The organism is Chimaeribacter californicus (assembly GCF_002858675.1).
GTDB lineage: Bacteria > Pseudomonadota > Gammaproteobacteria > Enterobacterales > Enterobacteriaceae > Chimaeribacter > Chimaeribacter californicus.
Map to the genome: position 1 here is coordinate 61084 of NZ_PJZF01000009.1, position 22355 is coordinate 83438.

14 protein-coding genes are annotated in these 22355 nt (G+C 50.5%); 5 read left to right on the top strand and 9 right to left on the bottom strand.

Translation table 11 applies throughout. The features are described 5' to 3' along the window. Positions 1-150: 150 nt before the first annotated feature. From CYR55_RS11985 to CYR55_RS12010, 6 genes are read right to left on the bottom strand one after another with little or no spacing between them, the layout of a single operon-like run. On the bottom strand, positions 151-8964 hold the full coding sequence (locus tag CYR55_RS11985; RefSeq protein ID WP_146000978.1) for a two-partner secretion domain-containing protein: 8814 nt from the start codon (positions 8962-8964) through the stop codon (positions 151-153). A 47-nt stretch (positions 8965-9011) separates the two neighbouring features. Beyond that, entirely contained in the window at positions 9012-10745 is a 1734-nt protein-coding gene (locus tag CYR55_RS11990; protein WP_101816460.1) for a ShlB/FhaC/HecB family hemolysin secretion/activation protein, read from the bottom strand. Between the two features lie 39 nt (positions 10746-10784). Next, positions 10785-11765, bottom strand: a complete 981-nt coding sequence (locus tag CYR55_RS11995; RefSeq protein ID WP_101816374.1) for a fimbrial protein — start codon at positions 11763-11765, stop codon at positions 10785-10787. 32 nt (positions 11766-11797) lie between these two features. Next, entirely contained in the window at positions 11798-14395 is a 2598-nt protein-coding gene (locus tag CYR55_RS12000) for a fimbria/pilus outer membrane usher protein (RefSeq protein WP_101816375.1), read from the bottom strand. A 35-nt stretch (positions 14396-14430) separates the two neighbouring features. After that, complete coding sequence (locus CYR55_RS12005) at positions 14431-15147, bottom strand: fimbrial biogenesis chaperone (RefSeq protein ID WP_101816376.1); 717 nt, start codon at positions 15145-15147, stop codon at positions 14431-14433. A 50-nt stretch (positions 15148-15197) separates the two neighbouring features. Beyond that, positions 15198-15773: a fimbrial protein gene (locus CYR55_RS12010; RefSeq protein ID WP_101816377.1), complete on the bottom strand. Its 576-nt coding sequence runs from the start codon at positions 15771-15773 to the stop codon at positions 15198-15200. A 722-nt stretch (positions 15774-16495) separates the two neighbouring features. Between CYR55_RS12010 and CYR55_RS12015 the strand changes: the two genes are divergently transcribed. Continuing rightward, on the top strand, positions 16496-17017 hold the full coding sequence (locus CYR55_RS12015) for a type 1 glutamine amidotransferase domain-containing protein (RefSeq protein ID WP_101816378.1): 522 nt from the start codon (positions 16496-16498) through the stop codon (positions 17015-17017). 56 nt (positions 17018-17073) lie between these two features. Here the strand turns inward: CYR55_RS12015 and CYR55_RS12020 are convergent, their stop codons facing one another. Beyond that, on the bottom strand, positions 17074-17517 hold the full coding sequence (locus CYR55_RS12020) for a YhbP family protein (protein WP_101816379.1): 444 nt from the start codon (positions 17515-17517) through the stop codon (positions 17074-17076). A gap of 107 nt (positions 17518-17624) precedes the next feature. Between CYR55_RS12020 and CYR55_RS12025 the strand changes: the two genes are divergently transcribed. Continuing rightward, positions 17625-17939, top strand: a complete 315-nt coding sequence (locus tag CYR55_RS12025) for a GIY-YIG nuclease family protein (RefSeq protein WP_101816461.1) — start codon at positions 17625-17627, stop codon at positions 17937-17939. Here the strand turns inward: CYR55_RS12025 and CYR55_RS12030 are convergent. Further along, positions 17936-18439, bottom strand: coding sequence for a GNAT family N-acetyltransferase (locus CYR55_RS12030; protein ID WP_101816380.1), 504 nt, complete (start codon positions 18437-18439; stop codon positions 17936-17938). The two genes, CYR55_RS12025 and CYR55_RS12030, sit on opposite strands and share 4 nt — an antisense overlap. After that, entirely contained in the window at positions 18433-18954 is a 522-nt protein-coding gene (ubiT, locus tag CYR55_RS12035; protein ID WP_165699584.1) for a ubiquinone anaerobic biosynthesis accessory factor UbiT, read from the bottom strand. Before ubiT ends, CYR55_RS12030 begins: the two co-directional genes overlap by 7 nt. A 237-nt stretch (positions 18955-19191) precedes the next feature. On the opposite strand from ubiT, the gene ubiU reads away from it, so the two are divergent. From ubiU to CYR55_RS12050, 3 genes are all read left to right on the top strand, one after another. Beyond that, positions 19192-20187 carry a ubiquinone anaerobic biosynthesis protein UbiU gene (ubiU, locus tag CYR55_RS12040; RefSeq protein WP_101816382.1) on the top strand — a complete coding sequence of 332 codons (996 nt, stop codon included), beginning with the start codon at positions 19192-19194 and terminating at the stop codon, positions 20185-20187. An 11-nt stretch (positions 20188-20198) separates the two neighbouring features. Beyond that, positions 20199-21083 (top strand): U32 family peptidase, encoded by an 885-nt coding sequence (locus CYR55_RS12045; protein ID WP_101816383.1) that lies wholly within the window; start codon positions 20199-20201, stop codon positions 21081-21083. A 205-nt stretch (positions 21084-21288) separates the two neighbouring features. Beyond that, on the top strand, positions 21289-22347 hold the full coding sequence (locus tag CYR55_RS12050) for a luciferase-like monooxygenase (RefSeq protein ID WP_101816384.1): 1059 nt from the start codon (positions 21289-21291) through the stop codon (positions 22345-22347). The last annotated feature ends 8 nt before the right edge of the window (positions 22348-22355 follow it).

Consider the following 22355-nt stretch of genomic DNA (forward strand, 5'->3'; position numbering starts at 1 on the left):
GCCTGCTTTTATTTTTTCATGCCCGCCATATATATTTTCACACCTTCACCGTTTCCTGCCTTGCTGAAGTTTATATCCGACATAAAAAAACGTGCTTCCGAAGAAGCACGTTTCAGGTAAGTACATATCCTGGATCAGGCAAGTGTTAAATTATGCCGTCTGACCTTTGCTATTATTTGCCCGGGTATTCGCCTGCGCCCATTCAGTTTCCTGATAGGTCTGCCCGGCGGACATCCTGTACTCCGGCAACAGCGGTTTCCAGTTTGCTGCACTGTCCGGCACTGTATCGTGAACAATCTTGCCCTGGCCTTCGTACTGGGTACCATCACTGATATTCCCATCACGCGGCGTTGCATTGTCCTTCACATTGTTGGTGTTAGATCCCGGGGTCAGCACTACCGGATCAGAGGGCGGCACATCCCAGTTTTTGCCGTCGTACTTGCTGGGATCCCCATTCAGGCCGGTTGTTTCCGGGACATTGCTTGCCGGAGCGTTTGGATCATAAACAACCTTGCTCTGGCCCTCATATTGGGTGCCATCGTTAGTATTACCGTTACGCGGCGTTTCATGATCCTTCACGTTATTGGTGCCGGACCCTGGGGTCAGCACTACCGGATCAGAGGGCGGTACATCCCAGTTTTTACCGTCGTACTTGCTGGGATCCCCATTCAGGCCGGTTGTTTCCGGGACATTGCTCGCCGGAGCGTTTGGATCATAAACAACCTTGCTCTGGCCCTCATATTGGGTGCCATCGTTAGTATTACCGTTACGCGGCGTTTCATGATCTTTCACGTTATTGGTGCCGGACCCTGGGGTCAGCACTACCGGATCAGAGGGCGGCACATCCCAGTTTTTGCCGTCGTACTTGCTTGGATCCCCATTCAGGCCGGTTGTTTCCGGGACATTGCTCGCTGGAGCGTTTGGATCGTAAACAATCTTGCCCTGGCCTTCATACTGGGTACCGTTGTCGGTGTTACCGTTACGCGGCGTGTCATGATCCTTGATGTTGTTGGTGCCGGACCCTGGGGTCAGCACTATCGGATCAGGTACGTTTACGCCCCACTGCTTACCGTTATAGGTACTTGGATCCGCAGGGGTCGCGGTGTCAGCCTTTTTGGTGTCAGCCGCACGCGGCTTGGTGGAACCTGACTTCGGTACGCCCTCATAAGGGGTGCCGTTGTTGGTGTTACCATTACGCGGTGGCTCAATCCATTCCGTTTTACCGGTGGCCGATCCTGGGGTAAGGATCACACGTTCCGGCATCTTCACATCCCAATGCTTACCGTTGTATTCACTTGGCCGCTTAGGATTAGCAGGATCGATCGTATCATTACCATCCGGCTTCGGCTGGGTGTCATCCGGCTTCGGCTGAGTATCATCCGGCTTCGGCTGAGTATCATCCGGCTTCGGCTGAGTATCATCCGGCTTCGGCTGAGTGTCATCCGGCTTCGGCTGAGTGTCATCCGGCTTCGGCTGGGCGTCATCCGGCTTCGGCTGGGCGTCATCCGGCTTCGGCGTTGGTTCAGGCTTCGGTGTTGGCTCAGGCTTCGGCGTTGGCTCAGGCTTCGGCGTTGGCTCAGGCTTCGGCGTTGGCTCAGGTTTCGGTGCCGCATCAGTTGGTCTTGGGGCCGGGCGAGCAGTATCCGGCACATCAGCAGGTTTCGCCGCATCCGGTTTCTTCTTGCCGCTACCGCCACCGGTACCACCGGTGAAGGAGATGTCGTTGCCCCACTCTTTCTCGTCTTTATTGACTTTCGAAAGTTCGGTGCTGTCTTTGTTGACCTTACCGGTCACATCGCCCTTGACCGTACCCACATCAATGGTCGCTTTTTGCGTCTCGTTGTAATGGAGTTCATCCACCGTTTCGAGATAGACGTTAGCGCTGATACCGGTTTTGGTAATACCGCCGCCGCCGCCGCCGTAGGCGCCGTCCTGCTCAACCGTATCCGTGAGTTCAACGGCATTGATCTTGCCTGCGACATCTACCGTACCAGTCTTGTTATCAGAGATCAGGTGGCCGCCAGTGATATTCAGATCGCCACCGGTTGTCACATCCAGTGATTCTTTGGTGTGAATTCCTGATTGTTGCTTTGTTTTCGCCTCATCATGATATTCCGAACCGCCACCGGCACTGACGGAGAAGGTCGGGATAGGAACTAACCCGTTCGGCGTCGTAACAACCGCCACACCGGCCGAGACACCAGCATGCCAGCTAGAGGCATCTGTATTCACGGTATCCTGCACCGAGATGATATTTAAATCGCCGCCATTTTCAATTTTGGCCGTGTTTGCTTCAATATTCGCGCCGGCCAGGGTCGTGTCCCCACCGGTTTTAATATTTACATCGCCCGCAGTAATGGTGGAATTGGTATAACTTTTGCTGTTGCCTGATGATTTACCGCCACTGACGCCAATATCCAGCGAGACCCCCGCACCAGCGGAGTCTTTATCAACGGCGGCCCCGCCGCTGATACCAATATCCAGGCTGCTGGTTTTTTCCTTGTAGGAGGTGGTCGCTTCAGCCGCGCTCACAGTGAGATCGCCGCCCACGTCCATATTCACACTGCCAGCCTTGGCCTCAACCCCGTTCAGGGCCGCATCTCCCTTGGTTTTAATATTGAGCGTGCCGGCATCAATATGGGTGATATTTTCACTGGTCGCCGAAGTGGAACCGGATACCGAGCTTTTACTGATGCCGTAAGTCGTGGTAAAGCTGGCCAGGTCGTTAAAATAGAGGTTCGAGGCATCCCCCGCCACCTGAAGCGCCGTCATGGCCGGATCAAAACTGGCTTCCGGATTGTTGACTTCATTGACGATCATCGCGGCATTTTTATCAACGACGTCCAAAATCACGCTGCCGGCCTGGCTTTTCATCCCGACAAACAACTCTTCTTTAGAGTAGGTGGTATCTAACTTATCCTCATATTTCGTGGAAGCCAGTTCATCAGCAGTAATGTTAATTTCACCGCCTGCTTTTAGATCCGCGCCGCCAATATCGATTACTTCACCTGCGGTTAAATCCAGCTTATCACCGAAGTTCAGCGAGGCGTTCTTATTGGTGGTACTTTGGGCAGTGCTCTCCTCTTCCAGGGAGCTAAAACCAATTTTAACCTCAAGGGCTGGGGCAACCGGGGCCTTACCTGGTTTCTTGGCACCTGGGGACGCAGAGTCAGAATTATTGACGTTCTCATAGTTCCCACCATCAGCGGAAGCAGAGCCACCCTCCAGATTGCTGTAGCCGGCTTCTGCGGTATAACCGCCAGCCGTGGCTTTGCCGGTGATAGAGAACTCTTTTTTAACGTGTTCTTCTTCGCTATAGGCAAAATCCTGCCCGGTCTTGATGTCGATATTCTCGGCGGCGGTCATTTCCCCGGTTTTACCGCTGTATTCGCCTCCTTCCATCACGATATCTTTAGCAGAGTCGATCTTCAGGTTGCCGCCAGCGGAGACGTGGCTTTGTTCACTGGTTGCAGTAGTGGATTTCGACTCCCAGCGCTCATAATTGATGCCGCTCGTGAAATTCATTTCCTGATTATATTCCGCCGTAACTTCATGCATCTCATTAAAGGCAACATCCCCTTCGGTTGAGGTCATGTCGATATTATTGCCTGCAGCAATGGTGCCGGCATTGACGGTAATCTCTTTGGCTTTCATAGTGATATCGCCGCCGGCAGTGATGGCATCATCGTAATGATGGATCTCCTGCTTACCGGTGACATCACGACCGACGCTGGCGGTAATATCGATGCTGCCATTATCAGCAATCAGGCTGATATCTTTACCGGCTTTCATGGCGGCACCGTCATTATTGATCGAGCCATTAGCCGATTCAGCAGAGATGCTGCCACCCGCCGTGATGCCGCCATTCATGCCATAACTGACGTTGTTAATATCGCCTTCAGACTTGATCGTGACGTCACCACCGGCGCTGATATTGCCGTTACCATTATTTACCGTGGTAGCGTCAATATTTACGTCGCCTTTGGCATGAATCACTGCCGAACCGGAGCCTTGCTGCACGCCTTTTTCCATCTGCTCCAGGGTTTGCGTGGAGAGATAAACCATCGGCACCAGCACATCTGTGCCATCAATACTCTGGTTAACAAACCAGACAATATCCTGATCCAGATTGGCTTTTTGCTCATCGGTCAGAGGCTTGCCCACTTCCAGACCTAATTCGACATCAGCAACGGCCAGATTGGCGTTATTCATCAACATCTGCACCAGATCGGCCCCTTCAACCCCATCACGGACGCTGAAGAAAGTGCCTACAGACTGGTTCAGCTGGCGGCGAATCAACTCAGAGATGAAGTAGTTGTCACCAATCACAGTAACCGGTTCAACCGGGTTGTAACCTACCTGATCGAAGAAGTATTCAGACCCAAAGTAATCATCCTGATTGATGAGTGAGGTACGGGTTTCATACACCGGCACAACCTTACTGGTCGCACCCTCTTTAACAAAGTTACCGCCGGTGTTACGGGTATTCCACTCAGTAGAGGTGGTAAACATCCCAGGGATGCTGATCAGCTCTGCCAGCGTCGGCAGGGTACTGATACCCGCACGCAGCTCTTCCACTTTCTTCAGGTTGATAGCGACTTCATAGCTGCCATCAATGGCATCCACTTCCTGATTGCCGATTTTCTCAACAACAACATTTTCATCTTTGCCGGTTTTGGCACCAAAGTCCCCAATGCCGTTGTCCAGGATGCCGCCGTTATGGGTAAAGTCACCACCGGCAACAATGCTGCCTTTATCACTTGGCAGGAAATATTGTTTTTTCTCTTTGAGTTGGCTCTCACTGTTACCAGTAAGTGTTGCCCAGTCACTTTTCAGGTCAGCATAGTCTTTAGCCTTCCAGCTCTCGCCAAACATCTGAACCATGATGCTGTTGAGTTGAGATGAGTCATTTCCTGCTTGACGCATGGCGTTAACAAACTCAGGACGGTTGGCATCCGACCACCAGCCCCAGTTTGCATCATCCTTAGCGTAATTATCGGGCTGCCCGCTGCCCAGCAGATAATTTAACATGGAATATACTGAATTGAACTTGGCTTCACGCGAACCATCCGCCACCACTTTCCAATAATGTTCCAGGGTAATCGGTGTATTTAATGGATTATGAAGATACTCATACATCGACATTTCAACATAACGCGGGGCGTTGTGGATATCCCCGGTCACGGTCATATTTCCGGCCGCCTGAATAATGCCGCCATCATTGGTGACGCTCATCGGATTTTCAGCGCTATTGGTAAACAGCCCCTTCTGGTTAATCTCCATATTACCGGCAGAGGAAATTTCCCCAGCTTTCACCAGTTTGATATCTGAAGAAAGGATCGGCAAATTAGTATATATAGACCATGATACGTAAGTTGTGACTTTTACCTTATCATTTACCATGCCGTAACCGCTTTGGGTCGGGCCATATTGCCAGTCACCGCCGCTGTATTCACTAATATTTTTGATGGTCTGGGCGTCCAGCGCCATATCGCCTTCAGACCGGATAATACCTACGGCATTAACCAAATCCTGTGCCACGATGGACATATCACCCAGGCTCAGCACGTTGCCGTTATAGTCGTTGGTAAAGGTACCATTACGGGCATCGATATCAACGTCTTCCATACTCCAAATCAGCGCATTTTTGCCGTTGGTAATATTAGTACCGGTCAGGTGAATATCTTTGTTACTGATGATGGAATAGTTGTTGGTGAGATCGCCCCCCGCATTCAGGTGGATTTCACCGCGGCTTTCCAGCGCCGTGTCGATCTGCAAATCACCGGTGGTATTGAAGGTGACTTTATTTTTGGCATTGATATAACCGGAGTTATCGCTGTCATCAATCTCATCTTCCGGATTGCTGTCCGCCACGTCCCTGAAGATGAAGTTATCATTGATATTCAGTTCAAGGGCATCGTCTGACCAGAGGTTCCCTTCGCGGTTTTTCAGGATATCTGCAATATTCAGGATCAGCGTTTCATACGCCTGCATATCACCAAAGCTGTTATCCAACGTTTTGGTGTTTACTGTGACGTTGGAGGCACTGACCTGGCCGCCATTGGCATTGGAAATGGAATCCGCACTGATATTCAGATCGTAATCTGAAGCAATAGTTGCACCGTCAGTGTTGACCAACACCTCAGCAACCGTCAGATCCAGGTTGCCGTAGGCCAGTACACCACCGCCGTAGCCGCTGTTATTCATTGACCGGGCAGAAATGGTGATATTACCTGCGGATTGGATAATCGCGGTGCTGTTGATAAGTTTGCCAATCTGGGTAAGAACTACCGCCGCTTCACCGCTGAGGTAGCCACCGTTTTCGTTAGTGATATTCTGGATGGTATCCAGTGTCAGCTGTTCGATCGATGCGATCAGGGCAGTTTCACCGCTGTTGACCAGGGTATTAATCCCTTTCAGTACTAACGCGGCGTTCGCCTGAATAAGCCCTTTGTTCTCCAGCGTATTGATGTCGGTAATGGAGACCAGGGCTTCAGACAGGATCTGGCTGGTTTCATCATTAGAAAGCGTGCCGATATTTGACAGCGTCAGCGCATCATTAATTGACAGCATACCGGACGCGTTTTCATTCTTCAGCGTGCCGACGCGATCGATAGTGAGTGCGCCCTGAGACTGCATGGTGCTGCTGTCACTGTTCAGCACTTGATCGGCATTGCTGATTTTCAGTGAGCCTTCTGCACTGATTAAGCCTTTCTGGTTGACGATGTTTTTTACACCATCAATCTCTACGTTGCCCGTTGCCGAGAGTGTGGACTGGGCATTGTTCAGGTCGTTGGCCTGCGTGATGCTCAGTGAATCCCCGGCAATGATTTCCGCATTATTCTGGTTGTTGATGGTGGTGATATTATCCAGTACCACCGTATTACCCTGAATCAGGCCCGAATCATTCAGCAACGTATTACTGTTTTTCAGGTTAAAGGCATTATCAGTAATGATGGTGCCATTATTCAGGTTCGCGAGGGTATCCAGTCCGTCCAGGTGGATATTATTCCCTTGCATCCAGCCGCCATCATTGGTGATAGTGAGCTTACGCGCTTCGGCACCGGCTACTGTCAAATCGCCATAGGCTGTGGTTTCGCTGCCCTGATGCAGGTTCAATGCATTGGTCAGCGCAACATTCATCTCTTTGCCGGAATAGAGTTTACCGCTGTTGTCCAGGGTGTCTGTTTTAATGCTCAGCGCATCCGCAGACTGAATTTTCCCGGTATTGGTCACTTTCGCGCTGCCGGCCGTGGTGCCGTTCTGCTGGAGAGCGACGTTTTTACCCTGAATATCCCCACTGTTATTAAGCAGATCACCATTAGCCGTCAGCGTAATATTACCGTTAGTGCTGCTGATCACACCGCTGTTATCCAGTGTTCCGGTCTCTACGGCGATCGCGTTATTAGCAAACATACCGCCATGGTTTTCCAGCGTGCCGAGTGTAAAGCGCTGCGAATCGGCATAAATAATACCGCTGTTTTTCGCCTTACGCGCTTTAATGGAGAAGGAACCGGCGGCGTTAATAGTGCCGTCATTTTCTACCACATCAGTAATGTTAAAGGTGATCGCGCCCTTCTGGGCAATCACGCCGCCTTTACTGTTTTTAAATGTGTTGGCATTAACGCTGATGTCACCCTGTTGGGCCACAAGCTGCGCATCAGAGGTGACCTTAGCGTCAACCACCTGCCCATTCACCCGCACCACATACGCGCCTTTTTCCAGGGTGATCGTGGCATTCGTCAGGCGGTTATTTTGCGCATCAATGGCATACAGATTACCTGCAATCTGATATTCATTATTCACATTAATAATAATAGCCGGGATATTGCCGGTACTGCCCTGGCCATTTTTGGCCATCAATGTGGCGGCACTTTGCAACATGGAACTGGCATCGATGCGGATTGTGCCCTGTTCTGATACGGCATCAGCGCCCAGCATCAGGTGTGACAGCGCGCGGATGACCAGATCGCCCTGGCTGGCAATACCGCCGTAGCCCGCATTTTTCTGCACGGAGATGTTGTTACCCGCCAGGGTGACATTGCCCTGCTCACTTTGAATGCCGCTCAGCATCAGGTCGCCGTCGGCAGAGATTTCCACCCCACGGGTACCTACCAGGCTGCCCTGATGGCGCACGCCCACACCACTTTCGGTACTGATCAGTTGAATACGGCCGCCATACATGGAGCCTAAGGCGCTGCCGTCAATAGCCACTTCCGGACGATTCTCGCCGGTGGTGCTGCGCACGGTATGGGTGCGGGTTTCCGGATCATAATCATTCAGACCCGTTACCACTTTAATCTCTGCTTGACCGGCAATTTCTCCTTCCAGTTTCACGGTACGGCTGACGATATCAAAATAGCCCAGGCCATCGGTTGAAATGCCGCGTCCTTCGATATCGACTCCGCCTTTTTCTACGTTAAACAGAATACGGCCATCGTTCTGAGGGACGACTTTACCGGTGGTCAGGGTCAGGTTGTTGGTATTGACAGTTGCGACACCATTAACTTTGATGCCGTTTTCGTTGGCAACAATGACGTCGGCTTTACGGCCAAACACTTCCATGGTGCCGTTGAGGTGCGTGCCTTTTGCGCCCGTGACCTCATTGAGGATGACGTTGGCTTCTTTGTTCAGCTGGCTGTTCTTCATGGTATGACCGCCAATTTGGGACACACCGTCGGCCATGCTGTTGTTAAAAATCACACCCTGCTGATTAACGTTGAATTCTGAATATTTATTATGTGAAATTCCACGTTGGTTAGGATCGGTGATATTAATAACCGGCGTACCATTCGCTGACTGATTCATTGTCGGCGAATTTTGCTTATTTGCTTCCGGAATAATACCATCACCCATTGCGGCTACTGGCATAACGCTGGCAATGGCCAGATATAAGGGACGAAGCTTACTGTTCAACCCCTTTCCTTTTCTACTTACTTTTTGAACCGGCTGTTTTTTACTCACGATTTCTTCCTCTAAAAATTAACCATCGCCCAACAAAGATTATTCACTTAGAAATTCAATCCGACGTTGTAATAGATTGCGCTTTCAGCCACATCTTGTTCTCTCAATGTAGAGGGTTCAGCTAAAGGCCAGCTCATCGTAAGTGAAGTATTAAAATAACGGCCAGAGGCTTTAACGCCGACGGCTGCACCAGTCATATATTGCGTATGACACGCATCAACACCTGAAGGACAGTTATCTTTAACCACCCCTAAATCGTAACCAATAAAGGGTGTGATTTGGGTTATGCCGAATTTATTGACATATATCGGGAAATTAATGTTATTTGAAACATAGGCGCCGCTATGAACAGACATAAAGCTGTCTTTATAGCCACGTACCGTAAACTCATCACCCACACTGAATTTCGCATCGCTCACTGTCACATCAGGGGTATATTGGAAACCTGAACTCATATCGTAACTAATACCGACATGATCATTTCGGTAGAGATCGCGAGACCAGTTCACCATGCCGTTATATTTGACATAATTCAGGTCAAAGCCTTCCAAATCGGCATCATCTTTCCATGCTGCATTAAACCAGGGAGTACCGGTGGTAATATTCAAATCACCATAGACCCAGCCGCCAAATAATACTCCAACCCGGTTTACCCCGGCCGTGATGCTGCTATAACGTTTACTGCTGACATCAATGATGTCGCCTTCAATCAGGTTTGCGCTGTCACGCGTCTCTAATTTGACATAGCCGCTGGTTTTCCCCAGGGCGTCACGGTGCAGCAGACGGCTCAATTTTAATGAGGCACGGCTTGAATCACCCTCGCTGTGGTAGCCGCCATAAAAACCGCCAATGGTTTTCGCGTAACCGGATTTATAGAACATCATGTCCCAGGTCCAGTAGCCCAAAGGCAAGCTATAGTTGACGGACCAGGAGTCCTGGTTATCCGGATTATTTTTCAGATCGTTAAACGAGTAATAAAAGCCCAGCACATCGTTCAGGCCAAGCGGGTTATTGACGTTCAGGCTGGCAGAATATTGCCCCCAGCCATCCGCTTCTGTCCCAGAGTTATTGGTGGCAATGCCGCCGGAAAAAGTCTGAACATCTGCACCTTGCAGATTCACCGTGGAGTAACCCATTTTCTCGTTTGGCACGATACTTAATTTATCATTGCGGGAAACACGCAACAGGTTATCCAGGCCCTGGTCAATATCCTGAAGGTTTAACGGCTTACCTTCAGCAAATGGCATGGCGCTGAACAGACGCGATGATTCACGGAATGTCGGCTTCTTTCCTTCCACGCTGAAGTCAGCGACTTTTCCCCACAGCACTTTCAGGTTCAGAATACCTTCGCGCAGGTTACCTTGTTGGATGGTGACCAGCGTGGTGGAGTAGCCTTTCCCAATATAGAAATCACTGAGTTCCTTTACCAGGGTCATGATTTCATATTGGCCCATTTTGGTATTGATATAGCGATCAATAATCTTTTGCCGCGCCGGTGAATCTTCATAGATGTCATCACCGTCAACATTGATCTCTTTAATCATAAACTGGTAGCCGGCACCCGGCTTGCCCAGCGCTGAAAGGGAAGTATCAATTCCCATCTCTTTCTGGGTGATAATTTCTTTTTCACGCGCCTTCTCTTCCTCAATAGTAAGTTGGTTCTGGCGGCGTTCTAATTGATCCAGTTCATGCTTTGCGTTATTTGTTGATAACATCGCAGAGTAAGCATTGCCGGAAAGTAATAATACGCCTGCACTGACGCAAAGCATTTTCTTCATCATGTTAAATTGCACCTATAAGACTTAATGTATTGAAATTAGTTATTCCATGTAGATATCAAAAATGGCATACGTACTGACTTTACCCGGCGTCATCTCTAAAACGTCGACGGGGACAATCTGTGCCTTAAACTTTAATGTTTTCTTGCCGGTGACATTGCCCACATTTGTAGCCTTTGCCTTTTCTCCTGTGACATCAACAACTGAGCCCATGCTGTTCATCAGCTTTACTTCCACGGACTTTGCACATTCTGTTGTGTCGCAATTCTTAATAATGCCTTTCCCTGCCCCAATATTCTGTTCACCCGTAAAGGCTATTTTTACAGGTGCCATCACAGGGCAATCAAGGGTCAGCTCAAAATCCGTCAGAACACCCTTAGTAATTTTCTTTGAAGTGAAATCCGCAATAGAATAACTGCCTAAATCAACATTTTGGTAGGTTGTCAGAATGGCACAAGACTTAGGTTGAATATCCACGGCGCTGGATAAAATAACATTCATTAACGTCAGCGGTGCCCCAGGATCCGTATCTGCGGTGACCTGAACCACGCCAATTTGTCCGGCAGGAATAATGCCGGCTGAAATGGTTCCAGTCTGAATAAATTCCAGCCTAACTATATCCGCACGTTCACTACAGGCCCCATTGCACGGGTAGGCCGAGGGGAAATAGGCAGCACGTGAAGAGGGCCAGCTTAACTTGATCCCCAATCCCGGGATATTGGTCTGGTACACATTAGAAATAATGGACTCAGTGCTAAACTCCGGGCGGGTAAATTTAGATCGCCAGGTGTTTTTTATGTTCGTTCCGCAGTTATAACTGATTCCCGGTGCCTGTATTTCTGCCGAGCCAAGCACCGTTCCCGATGTGCCATTACTCGCCGGGCGTAAGGTCGGGATAGTTATAGCGATATTCATCACTGATCCCGACGTAATAGAGCAGTTATTCGCTGCGGCAGCAGGCAGGGTATAAAAAGAGAAACCTGCCATCACGACACAGACTATTTTCATCAAAAATTTAAACATAATACGCCCCCCGCCCTACTTCAGGCAGTGATTTATTTTTTACAAACCAGGTGCTGGGTAGGAATATCTTCGTCAGATTTACTCGAAGATTTCTTATCCACTTTATAGTCAATGGTACATTCGCCCTTCTCTTTACCTGACCTCCAGTTCACCCGCAACATGCTGGATGTTTTATCCTGCGGCAGGCTTAGCATGGCGCGGCCACCCTGGCCCACAATACCCAGGACTTCATCGCTTTCATCTTTAATGGTGGCACCATAGGGAATATATTTTCCATCGGCACGGTTAATCTGAATAAATTGTGTTGAGGTACTCTTGGTATCCAATTTAATTTTTACTGACGCGCCGGCCGTCGGCACGGTCTGTAATTTTGATTCTCCGAATTCCACGCCAATTGGCGCGCCCTTGGCTTCAACATAAATTTCGTTATATTGATAAGGGCTCAGGGAAGAGATGATCGCATAACCATTATCTGAAACGGTGGAGGTCAAATCTGGGTAAATACGTGCACCCGCAGCCCCTTTTGCTTCAACAATGCCAAAAGTATTACCTAATGAAGAGGCAAAATTCACTCCGCCGCCATGAATAACTACCCCACCGCTGGCGTTCATTGATGCGGTGTAAGACGTTTCTGTTTGACTATAACTAATATTGCCCTGTGCGCGGCTGCCGTTATACCCCATGCTGAAGCCGAAATTGGTCTGGTGCTCCTGGGCATAGTCAAACCAGGTGCCATAATCGAACTCATTATATTCGCCCGCGGTACCATATAAGGATCCCCTGACCTTAGCATCCTGATTGCTATAATTGACGGAGGCATTCAGTGTCGGGACTTTGGTATGTAATGTCCCGAACGGGACTGACATACCTAAATAGACAGCGCGATCTTCCACACCCTCTTCATCAATGGTTTTACTTAAATTGATGCTATAGCTCACAGAGCGCCAGGAATTGGAGTAGCCAAATTGATAGCTGCTTTGCGTATTACGGCTGTAGCGGCTGTCCCAGACACGGCCATAGTAACCCGAGGCAAATACACTGCCCCAACCAGGTGCCAGTGACTGGCTGATATTGACTTCAATTTTATCGCGATAGTTTTCCGGCAAAAAACTGTCATCACCCATTTCAAGAGCTTCGGAGGTTAACAGCGCATCCATCAACGAGTAGTAGTTCTGGCTGGAATAGCGATATCCCGCCAGGCTCAGGTTGGTGCCCGTCTGATCAATATATTTCGCCAGGCTGACTTTCAGGCTCATGTTACAGATGCTGTCACAGGCATTATCCTGCTCATCTTCGAATGAGGTGAAAGACCGTGTTAGGTCAATACCCAACGCCCCCAGCGGGGTGTTGATCGCCATCCCTCCCATCAGCGCAGCGTAATCACCTGGTGCCGTAATCTGGCCGCCGCCATAGACCGTAATATTGTTATTCAGGCCGTACTGATAGGTGCCTTCCATTAACACAGGCGTATTGCGCAGCGACTCACTACGGACTTCACCTACCGTTGCTGAGAACTTCGATGTCCCTGGGCGCAGCAACATTGGCAGGCTGGCATAAGGGGTAATGAAGGTGCGGGTTTTGCCATTACTTTCATTAATAGTGACTTCTAAATCACCGCCATACCCGGTAGCGTAGAGGTCATCAATGACGAACTCACCCGGCGGTACACTCATTTCACGGATCAGGTTGCCGTTTTGTTTAATAGTGACACGGGCATTGGTATCCGCCACACCGCGCACGATAGGAGCATAGCCTTGCAATGACTGCGGCAGCATCCGTTCATCGCTCATCAGGCTAACGCCGCGCAACGCCACGGTATCGAACAGTGACCCTGTAGTATTGATGTCCCCCGCGGTCAGTTCTGCCTTAAGCGGAATAATCGCGCGTTGTACATACGAGGAAAGATGGTTCCATTGCGTGCCGGTCTCATCATTGGTATTAACGTTGTCATAGGTATAGAGGCGCCAGGCCCCCCATTTCAACGATGAGAGCAAGCTGCCATAATAATAATTCGAGGACGTATGATCGTCATATTGGGTACTGGTCGCACTGACATTATAACTGGCCGAGAATGAAGGTACGCCTTCATCCCACAGCATGGGGTTAATATACCCATCTGGATTGTTATTTAAATAAAGCTGTGGAATCGTTATTTGCAGGATTTCATCATCGGTATCATAGGCCGTCGTTGAGCCCGGAATAAGATCTTTGATAAAAATGCAATTTTTATTCTGCCAGTCGAGCGGCAACTTTTCCGTGTTTACATCCATTTTAAGCAGCATATCGGCTGACAAACAGGGCTCTACGCTACCGGCGGCATCCTTCACAAAATTAATATGATGCGTGCCTAGCGTTTTCTTATTTCTCGTTACTTCAACAAAGTATTCCCCCGGCTGGGTGGTCGGTTCGCCGTCATAAATACTGAAATCCGTGCCTTCGTTATAGGCGTTGGAAAAACCACGGTTAAACTTTACCGTAGCTTTTTTAGGGGCGACCGCCCCCCCATTAACAGGTTGGTCATCACCTTTATTAATGACATTAATTTCATTTGCATAGTTTACTGCCGGATATATGCTCAGGCTGCCGACCACCAATGAAAGGACTATTTTTCCTCCTTGTCCAACCCGCATTTTATCTTTTCCTCTATCACGAAAATTCTGATAAGTTAAAACTGCTTATCCACATAGGCACCAAGATCGGTGATGAAGGTGTATTCCAGTACCGGCTTAGCGGTTTTATTTTTAGTTTTAAATGAAAATGTTTTCTTACTGAAAGGTGCAACCATGTCGCCATTAATCAGCGTTTTTTCGTCACCTTTAATCACCAACCGGGAGAAGGAAACATGGAAAGGCGAATTATTATCACAGGTATAGGTATACCCTTCTGCATTGGATACCATGCTCCATTTCAGATTTTCCCCGGCCTGGATTTCATCACCCTTCAGCCCTGCCGGGCGATAGAAGAATTTGAGGCGGGTACGGAAGGCCAGATTCAGTAAATTTTTATCCTGCAGTGAGGCATCTTCCGGTGGAATATCCAGGAAGTTTACCCACAATACAGATTCACGATCTTTAGGGTATTTATTTACCGTGTCCTGCGTCTGGAATATGCGGAATGTTTTTCCTTTCCCTACGTTAACCCGCGCCATTGGTGGAGTGATAACAAATGGCAGATCTTCCTTATCCGCAACACCAGATTCCGGGCGGCTATCCAGCCACACCTGCACTAAGCTCGGTGCATTGCCAACGTTATTTACACGAATAGCCTGCTCTTTATCTTTCGCATTAAAAATCACCCTGGTTCCCATAATTTGAACTGAGGCAAAGGCGGGAAGGGCTGCTGTGAATAACAGCGAAGTAAGTAAAAGTGCTTTCAGTTTCATAACATTAGCTCATAAAGAATAAATAAGGGGGGGAAGCCCCCCTTATTTAATTAGTTGTAAATAATGGAATAAACGACGTTGGTATTAACCGAACCCGCAGTCGCCGCACCACCGGTTGCAACATATTGCGCCCAGTAATCAAACTGTGCGGTATTGTTTGCAATTTGTTTACCTGCAGTTGGATCGGTAATTTGCTGGTTAAGATCGATTGCGTTCAGTTTTTCATCCGTCAGCCCCACCTGTACTTTGCTTGCCGCACCAGCTGCAGTGTGGTTTTTCAAATTACCGGTTACCGGGTCAATATTAAGGCTGAGCGCGCGCTCAAAGGAAACGTTGGCATATTTCCCATTTGGACACTGCGCACCGCTCAATTTAATATAAAACGGTGTATCACCTGCACGACGCTTGTCTGCATCCAGTGCGGTAACGCTGACAGGTTTCAGTTTTACGGTAAAATCACCGGTATCACTGGAACCTGTGTCATCACCCACTGTCACAACACAGGTTGCGTCACGAATATCACCGGTAAAGGTGATGGTGCCGTCTTCAGCGCTGACCGCGGTTGCACTTACCAGTAGACAAACAGGTAACATTAATGCTTTCATACGTTTAATAACAATACTCATAATTATTTCTCCTTTAAATGGACCAATTTCCTAAGGGAGGAAATAATAGACAAGCCCTCAGAATACATATATGGCGCAACGCCTAAAATAACCAAGGGAATATCTCAAAAGCATTTATTTACTTCATGCTTTTTCTTTCACACATAAGAGAGATGCATTAAATAAACCTATTTTTAAAAATAGATTAACAATAAAAATGAGCTATGGTGAAGAGAGGGATTTAATTTTATAATTAATATCACTATTTGATAATATTTTCTTAACCTGAAAAAAAGGGGGGACAATAAAAATCACTTACGCAATAATAAGTTAGCTAATAACTAAAATCTCTCCCTTTCAGGCCTGCTTACAAGCAGGGCTCTATTCAAATACGTCGAGGAGTTACTCGTAAAACGACTTATTTTTAGGGTTAAATTATAAGGACTTTATAATAATCTCTTCATTACGTTTACACATTATCAACGTTTATTTCTATTTTCCCTTCTTTATATCTATTCCTGTCACCTAAGGCCAACACAACGGTGATACCCCCGCCTTTTAAAAAGGGATTTACGACATCCAGTAACGGGGCGGATACCTGATGAAATACCTTGTTACTGTGAAATTAAATTATAACTTATTGTTTATTTTAGTTTTTATTAAGAGGGGGTCACTAAGACTAGCCAGTCCAGAGCATTATTACTAGGCTTAATACATCAACAAATCATCATAAGGAGGAAACGATGTCGAACAAGAAAATTGCGGTACTCATCACCGATGAATTTGAAGATGCGGAATTTACGTCTCCTGCTGACGCCTATAAACAGGCCGGCCACCAGGTGGTTACCATTGAGAAGAAAGCCGGTAATGTGGTGAAGGGTAAACAAGGTGAGGCGAGCGTCACGATTGATAAGTCAATTGATGACGTCAGCGTTGAGGAGTTTGATGCGCTGCTGCTGCCTGGTGGGCATTCCCCGGACTCCCTGCGTGGGGATGACCGGTTTGTCGCTTTCACTAAAAAATTCTCAGACAGCGGGAAGCCCATTTTTGCGATCTGTCATGGGCCACAACTGTTGATCAATGCAGATGTGTTGCGCGGGCGGAAAGCCACCACGGTAAAACCCGTCGTAGTTGATGTGAAGAATGCCGGGGCTGATTTTTATGATCGTGAAGTGGTGGTAGACAACGATACGTTGGTCACCAGCCGGACACCGGATGACCTGCCGGCCTTTAACCGCGAAGCGCTGCGGATTCTGGCGAAGTAAGTGAGGGTGAGACGTCAGTCATCATGAAGTGAAGGGGCCGCAGTATGCGGCCCTTTTTATGCATGGTTTTCCCGTTGCCAATGAAGCTTTTTACCAAACCCGAGCGCGTTGTCGGTCATTTTTATCTCATCCAGCGACAAGCGCCAGAGGGGTGACGACATGGCCCGGGCGACCGGAAACTGTTTGCAGTAAAGTGCCCTGCCCGCCTGCTCTTCGTCACCGGTGAGTTGAACCGCCCGGCCGCTGTACTGCACCCCCTTAATCAGCGCGACCGTTTTCGGCTGCGCGGCAATGGTGCCGCTGACACGGGGTTGCTGCGCCATCAGGGTTCCGTGGCGGGTTTTCAGATCTGTCATCAGCAGCAGTGCCATCTGTTCCGGCTCTACCACATAGAAACAGTTGGCGCACCAGAGGTCTCCCTCTGCTGCCGCGCAGAGTGTCAGTACATGGTACTTTTTCAGGTACTTCTCAATCGCTACCCGATCATCAGACAACGGCATACTTTTTTCTCCTGGAAACGTCATCGCCAGTCCGGCGTATGCGGCAGGTAGAACCCACCGGCTAACTGGTTTACCCTGTTGCGATTATGAATACTCAGACACTCCTCATGACTGAATACGCGCCCGCCGCCCTGTGGCACCTTTATATACTGCGTACGGCAGCTGGTCAGCTTTATACCGGCATCACGACAGATGTGCCGCGCCGCCTGACACAGCATCAGAACGGCAGAGGGGCAAAGGCTTTGCGAGGCAAGGGACCACTGATGCTGGTGTTTCACTGTGGCATCGGAGATCGCTCAGCCGCCCTGAAAGTAGAATACCGGGTCAAACAGCTTTCACGTGGCCAAAAAGAGAGGCTGGTAGGTGACCAGCCTCAGGATCTTATGGCATATATGGCGCAGATCGTCAGAGTGCCCGCTTAAAAACGATTAAAGGGCGCTGCATAGCGGATAAGCCCGGAGACATCAGCCAGTGCCTGTTCCGCCAGCGGATAGATCTGGAAGGCGGCTTCTGCCCCCGGCCATGGGCAGTGCAACTGATGGGCGGCAGCCGGGGTGAACCCTAAGCGGCCATACCAGGCCGGATCGCCCAGTACCACTACCGCGGCGTAGCCAAATTCGTTTAGCGCATCCAGCCCCTCATAAACCAGCTTGGTACCGATGCCTTGCTGACGCAGCTCCTCTTCCACCGCCAGCGGGGCCAGGCCAACCCACTGACGATCCTCGCCGGCGACCTCCACCGGGCTGAAGGCGGCATACCCCACCACTCCGCCTTCGTCATCAGTGGCAACGATCCCCAGGGTTAAGAGACCATCTTCACGCAACTGCTGTACCAGATCGGCCTCATCATCACGGCCAAAGGCGCGGCGCAACAGGCTGTCGATACCGGCAGCATCGACCGGGATTTCCACACGAATTAACATAATTCACCTGCACGGGGGAGCGTTGCCGTGTCCTGTTGTATACCGGCTTCGATAAAATCAGCCATCTGAGTCAACCCTTGCCGTAACACTGGCGGCAGCGTCTCCAGATCCACGGCATCCATCAGGTTTTTGACATACAGGCCAAGCTCGGTATCCCCCTCAATGCACAAACGGCGTTGAAAGAAAAGCGTATCCGGGTCGCGGCGGCGGGCCGCGATCAGGATCAGGTCATTGGCATCTGCACTGAACCGGACATCCGGTGTGGCGTCTGCGCGGATCCGGAGCCGCTCATTTTCCACGGTGACATACCAGCGCAAGCCCAGATCCCGCACTTCGACCTCCAGCCAGCGCGACGCCAGAAACTCCAGTTCCCCGTCTGCCAGCGCCTGCCGGAATTGCCAGTGCAACAGTTGCTGTAAAACCTGTCGTTGCAGAGCAAACGGCATAAAGGTTAACGGAATGCGCAGCAGCGACGGCCCCTGCCGCACAATGCGTGCTCGTAATTGCTCCAACACTGGCATTTACTCCTCTGGTAAAGACTGGCGCTATTTTGCCACATCGGGAAACGGGTTCAGCGCGCGGTATCAATAAATTTTGCACCAGAACGCAGGTGTGTACAGCGGAAATTATTCATCGGCTTGTTAACAACACGTCAGAAACTGCCTCAAATCAATACTTCGGCTTGTCGGGTTGCCTAAAATCGCCGGCTGTTACTTCATCAACCGTTAGGGTGGTTCTGCCGGGAATATACTATGGAGTTACTTTGCCCCGCTGGCAATCTGCCAGCGCTGAAAGCTGCGATCGAACAGGGAGCTGATGCGGTTTACATCGGCCTGAAAGATGATACCAACGCCCGCCATTTTGCCGGGCTTAACTTCACCGAGAAGAAATTGCAGGAGGCCGTGGGCATTGTGCACCGCCATCACCGCAAGCTGCATATTGCCATCAACACATTTGCTCACCCTGTGGGCTTCGCGCGCTGGCAACATGCCGTGGACATGGCGGCACAATCGGGCGCAGATGCCTTAATCCTTGCCGATTTAGCGATGCTGGAGTATGCCGCCCAGCGTTACCCGCAATTGGAGCGCCATGTTTCTGTACAGGCTTCCGCCACCAACGAACAGGCTATCGCCTTTTATCACCGGAATTTTGACGTCAGCCGGGTCGTGCTGCCCCGGGTATTGTCAATGCACCAGGTTAACCAGCTGGCGCGCAGCAGCCCGGTACCGCTGGAAGTTTTTGCCTTCGGCAGCCTGTGCATTATGGCGGAAGGCCGCTGTTATCTCTCTTCTTACCTGACCGGGGAGTCACCGAATACGGTCGGCGTCTGCTCGCCGGCCCGTTTTGTACGGTGGCAGCAAACGCCGCAGGGTATGGAATCACGGCTGAATGACGTGCTGATTGACCGTTATGCCCCCGGCGAAAACGCCGGTTATCCCACGCTCTGCAAAGGCCGCTACCACGTAGGCGATGCGCTTTATCATGCCCTGGAGGAGCCAACCAGCCTGAATACGCTGGCCCTGCTGCCCTCCCTGATGGCGGCTAATATCGCCTCGGTGAAAATTGAGGGGCGCCAGCGCAGCCCGGCATATGTCAGTGAAGTGACGCGTATCTGGCGGCAGGCTATCGATCGCTGCAAAGCCAATCCCAGTGCTTTTGCGCCACACCCCGCCTGGATGGCTGCGCTGGGCAGCCTTTCGGAGGGGACGCAAACCACGTTAGGTGCGTATCACCGTAAATGGCAGTAAAGGAAAGGGACATGAAATACTCATTAGGCGCAGTGCAATACTACTGGCCAAAAAACACCGTAGAGGCGTTTTATCAGGCCGCGGCACAGAGCAGTGCTGAGATTATCTATCTGGGTGAGACGGTATGCAGTAAGCGCCGGGCACTGAAAGCCCAGGACTGGCTGGCATTAGCGAAAATGCTGGCAAAGGCGGGCAAACAATGTGTGCTATCAACACTGGCTCTGGTTCAGGCCCCTTCAGAGCTGACTGAGGTAAGGCGCTATGTTGAGAATGGGGAATTTTTGCTGGAGGCTAACGATCTCGCCGCAGTGAATATGGCTGCTGAACAGCATCTGCCGTTTGTGGCCGGCCATGCGCTGAACTGTTACAACGCCTATACCCTGCGTATTTTGCACCGGCAAGGCATGGTGCGCTGGTGTATGCCGGTAGAGCTTTCCCGCGACTGGCTGGCTGCCCTGCTGGCGCAGTGTGACGACCTGGGGTTGCGCGGCAAATTTGAAGTTGAGGTGCTGGCCTATGGGCACCTGCCGCTGGCCTATTCCGCCCGCTGCTTTACGGCACGTTCAGAGAATCGTGCTAAAGATGAGTGTGAAACCTGCTGCATTCGCTACCCGACCGGCCGGGTCGTGCATTCACAGGAACAACAGCAGGTCTTCGTGCTGAATGGTATTCAGACCCAGAGCGGGTATTGCTATAACCTGGGCAATGCCTTGGCCGGCATGCGGGAGTTGGTGGATATTGTCCGGCTTTCCCCTTCATCAACAGAAGACCTGGTGATGCTGGAACGCTTCCGGGCGAATGAGCAGGGAGAAGCACCGCTGGCTGTTGCCGCCCAGCCTGAATGCAATGGCTACTGGCACCGGGTCGCCGGGCTGGCGCAGGTCGATCAGCCATAACGGAGGTTACCTCTGCGGGTGGGTTATAGGCGGGAGAGGTGTACATCAGGTTCGGGGTTGTGCGGGCAGGCTGGCGATGAGAAAAGCCGTTCACGGGCCAATAGCGCACATTCCCCTTAGGCAAGAACAGCGGGAATGCGTAATACTCAGGTTTATCATTAGCTGGCGAGCTATTTCGCCACTGTACAAACCGTGGGTAATGACTATGTCTCAATCAACGACAGTATCCCAACAAATAACCTCCCAGCCGAGCACCGTTCCTTTATCGGTGTTGGATCTGGCACCGGTACCCCAGGGGCTGCGCCCGGCAGATGCCTTCCGCCACTCTCTCGACCTGGCACAACATGCTGAAAAATGGGGCTACCAACGTTACTGGCTGGCAGAGCACCACAATATGACCGGCATCGCCAGTGCGGCAACATCCGTATTGATTGGTCACCTTGCCGGCGGTACGAAGACCATCCGTTTGGGCTCTGGCGGCGTCATGTTGCCAAATCATTCCCCGTTAGTGATTGCCGAACAGTTTGGCACGCTAGCTACGCTCTACCCTGACCGGATCGATCTTGGCCTCGGCCGCGCACCGGGCACGGATCAGCGCACCATGATTGCCCTGCGCCGCCATCTTTCAGGTGAAGTGGACAATTTCCCGCAAGATGTGCAGGAGTTACAGCACTACTTTGCGGATGCCCAGCCAGGCCAGCCTGTGCAGGCGGTACCGGGCCAGGGGCTGCATGTGCCGATCTGGCTGCTTGGCTCCAGCCTTTACAGCGCCCAACTGGCTGCCGCGCTCGGCCTGCCATTTGCCTTTGCTTCACATTTCGCCCCTGACATGCTTTATCAGGCACTGGCCTTGTACCGCAGTAACTATAAGCCGTCAGAACGCTGGCCTGCACCGTATGCGATGGTCTGTGTGAATGCCATTGCAGCTGATACCACCGAAGAAGCGCAGCGCATGTTTACCTCTAATCAACAACAGTTTATCAACCTGCGTCGTGGTCACCCCGGCCCGTTGCCGGCACCGGTCGATGACATCGCCAGCCTCTGGTCTCCGGCGGAACGCTTTGGTGTTGAACAGTCTCTGCGGATGTCAGTGGTCGGCGACAAGAAGAGTATCCGCCATGGCCTGCAGGCCCTGTTGCGTGAAACGGACGCTGATGAGCTGATGATTAACGGGCAAATCTATGATCATCAGGCACGTTTGCGTTCGTTTGAAATTGTGTCTGAGGTCCAGCAAGACCTGGTAAAAGAACCGTGCATCCGCTGATACCCTGA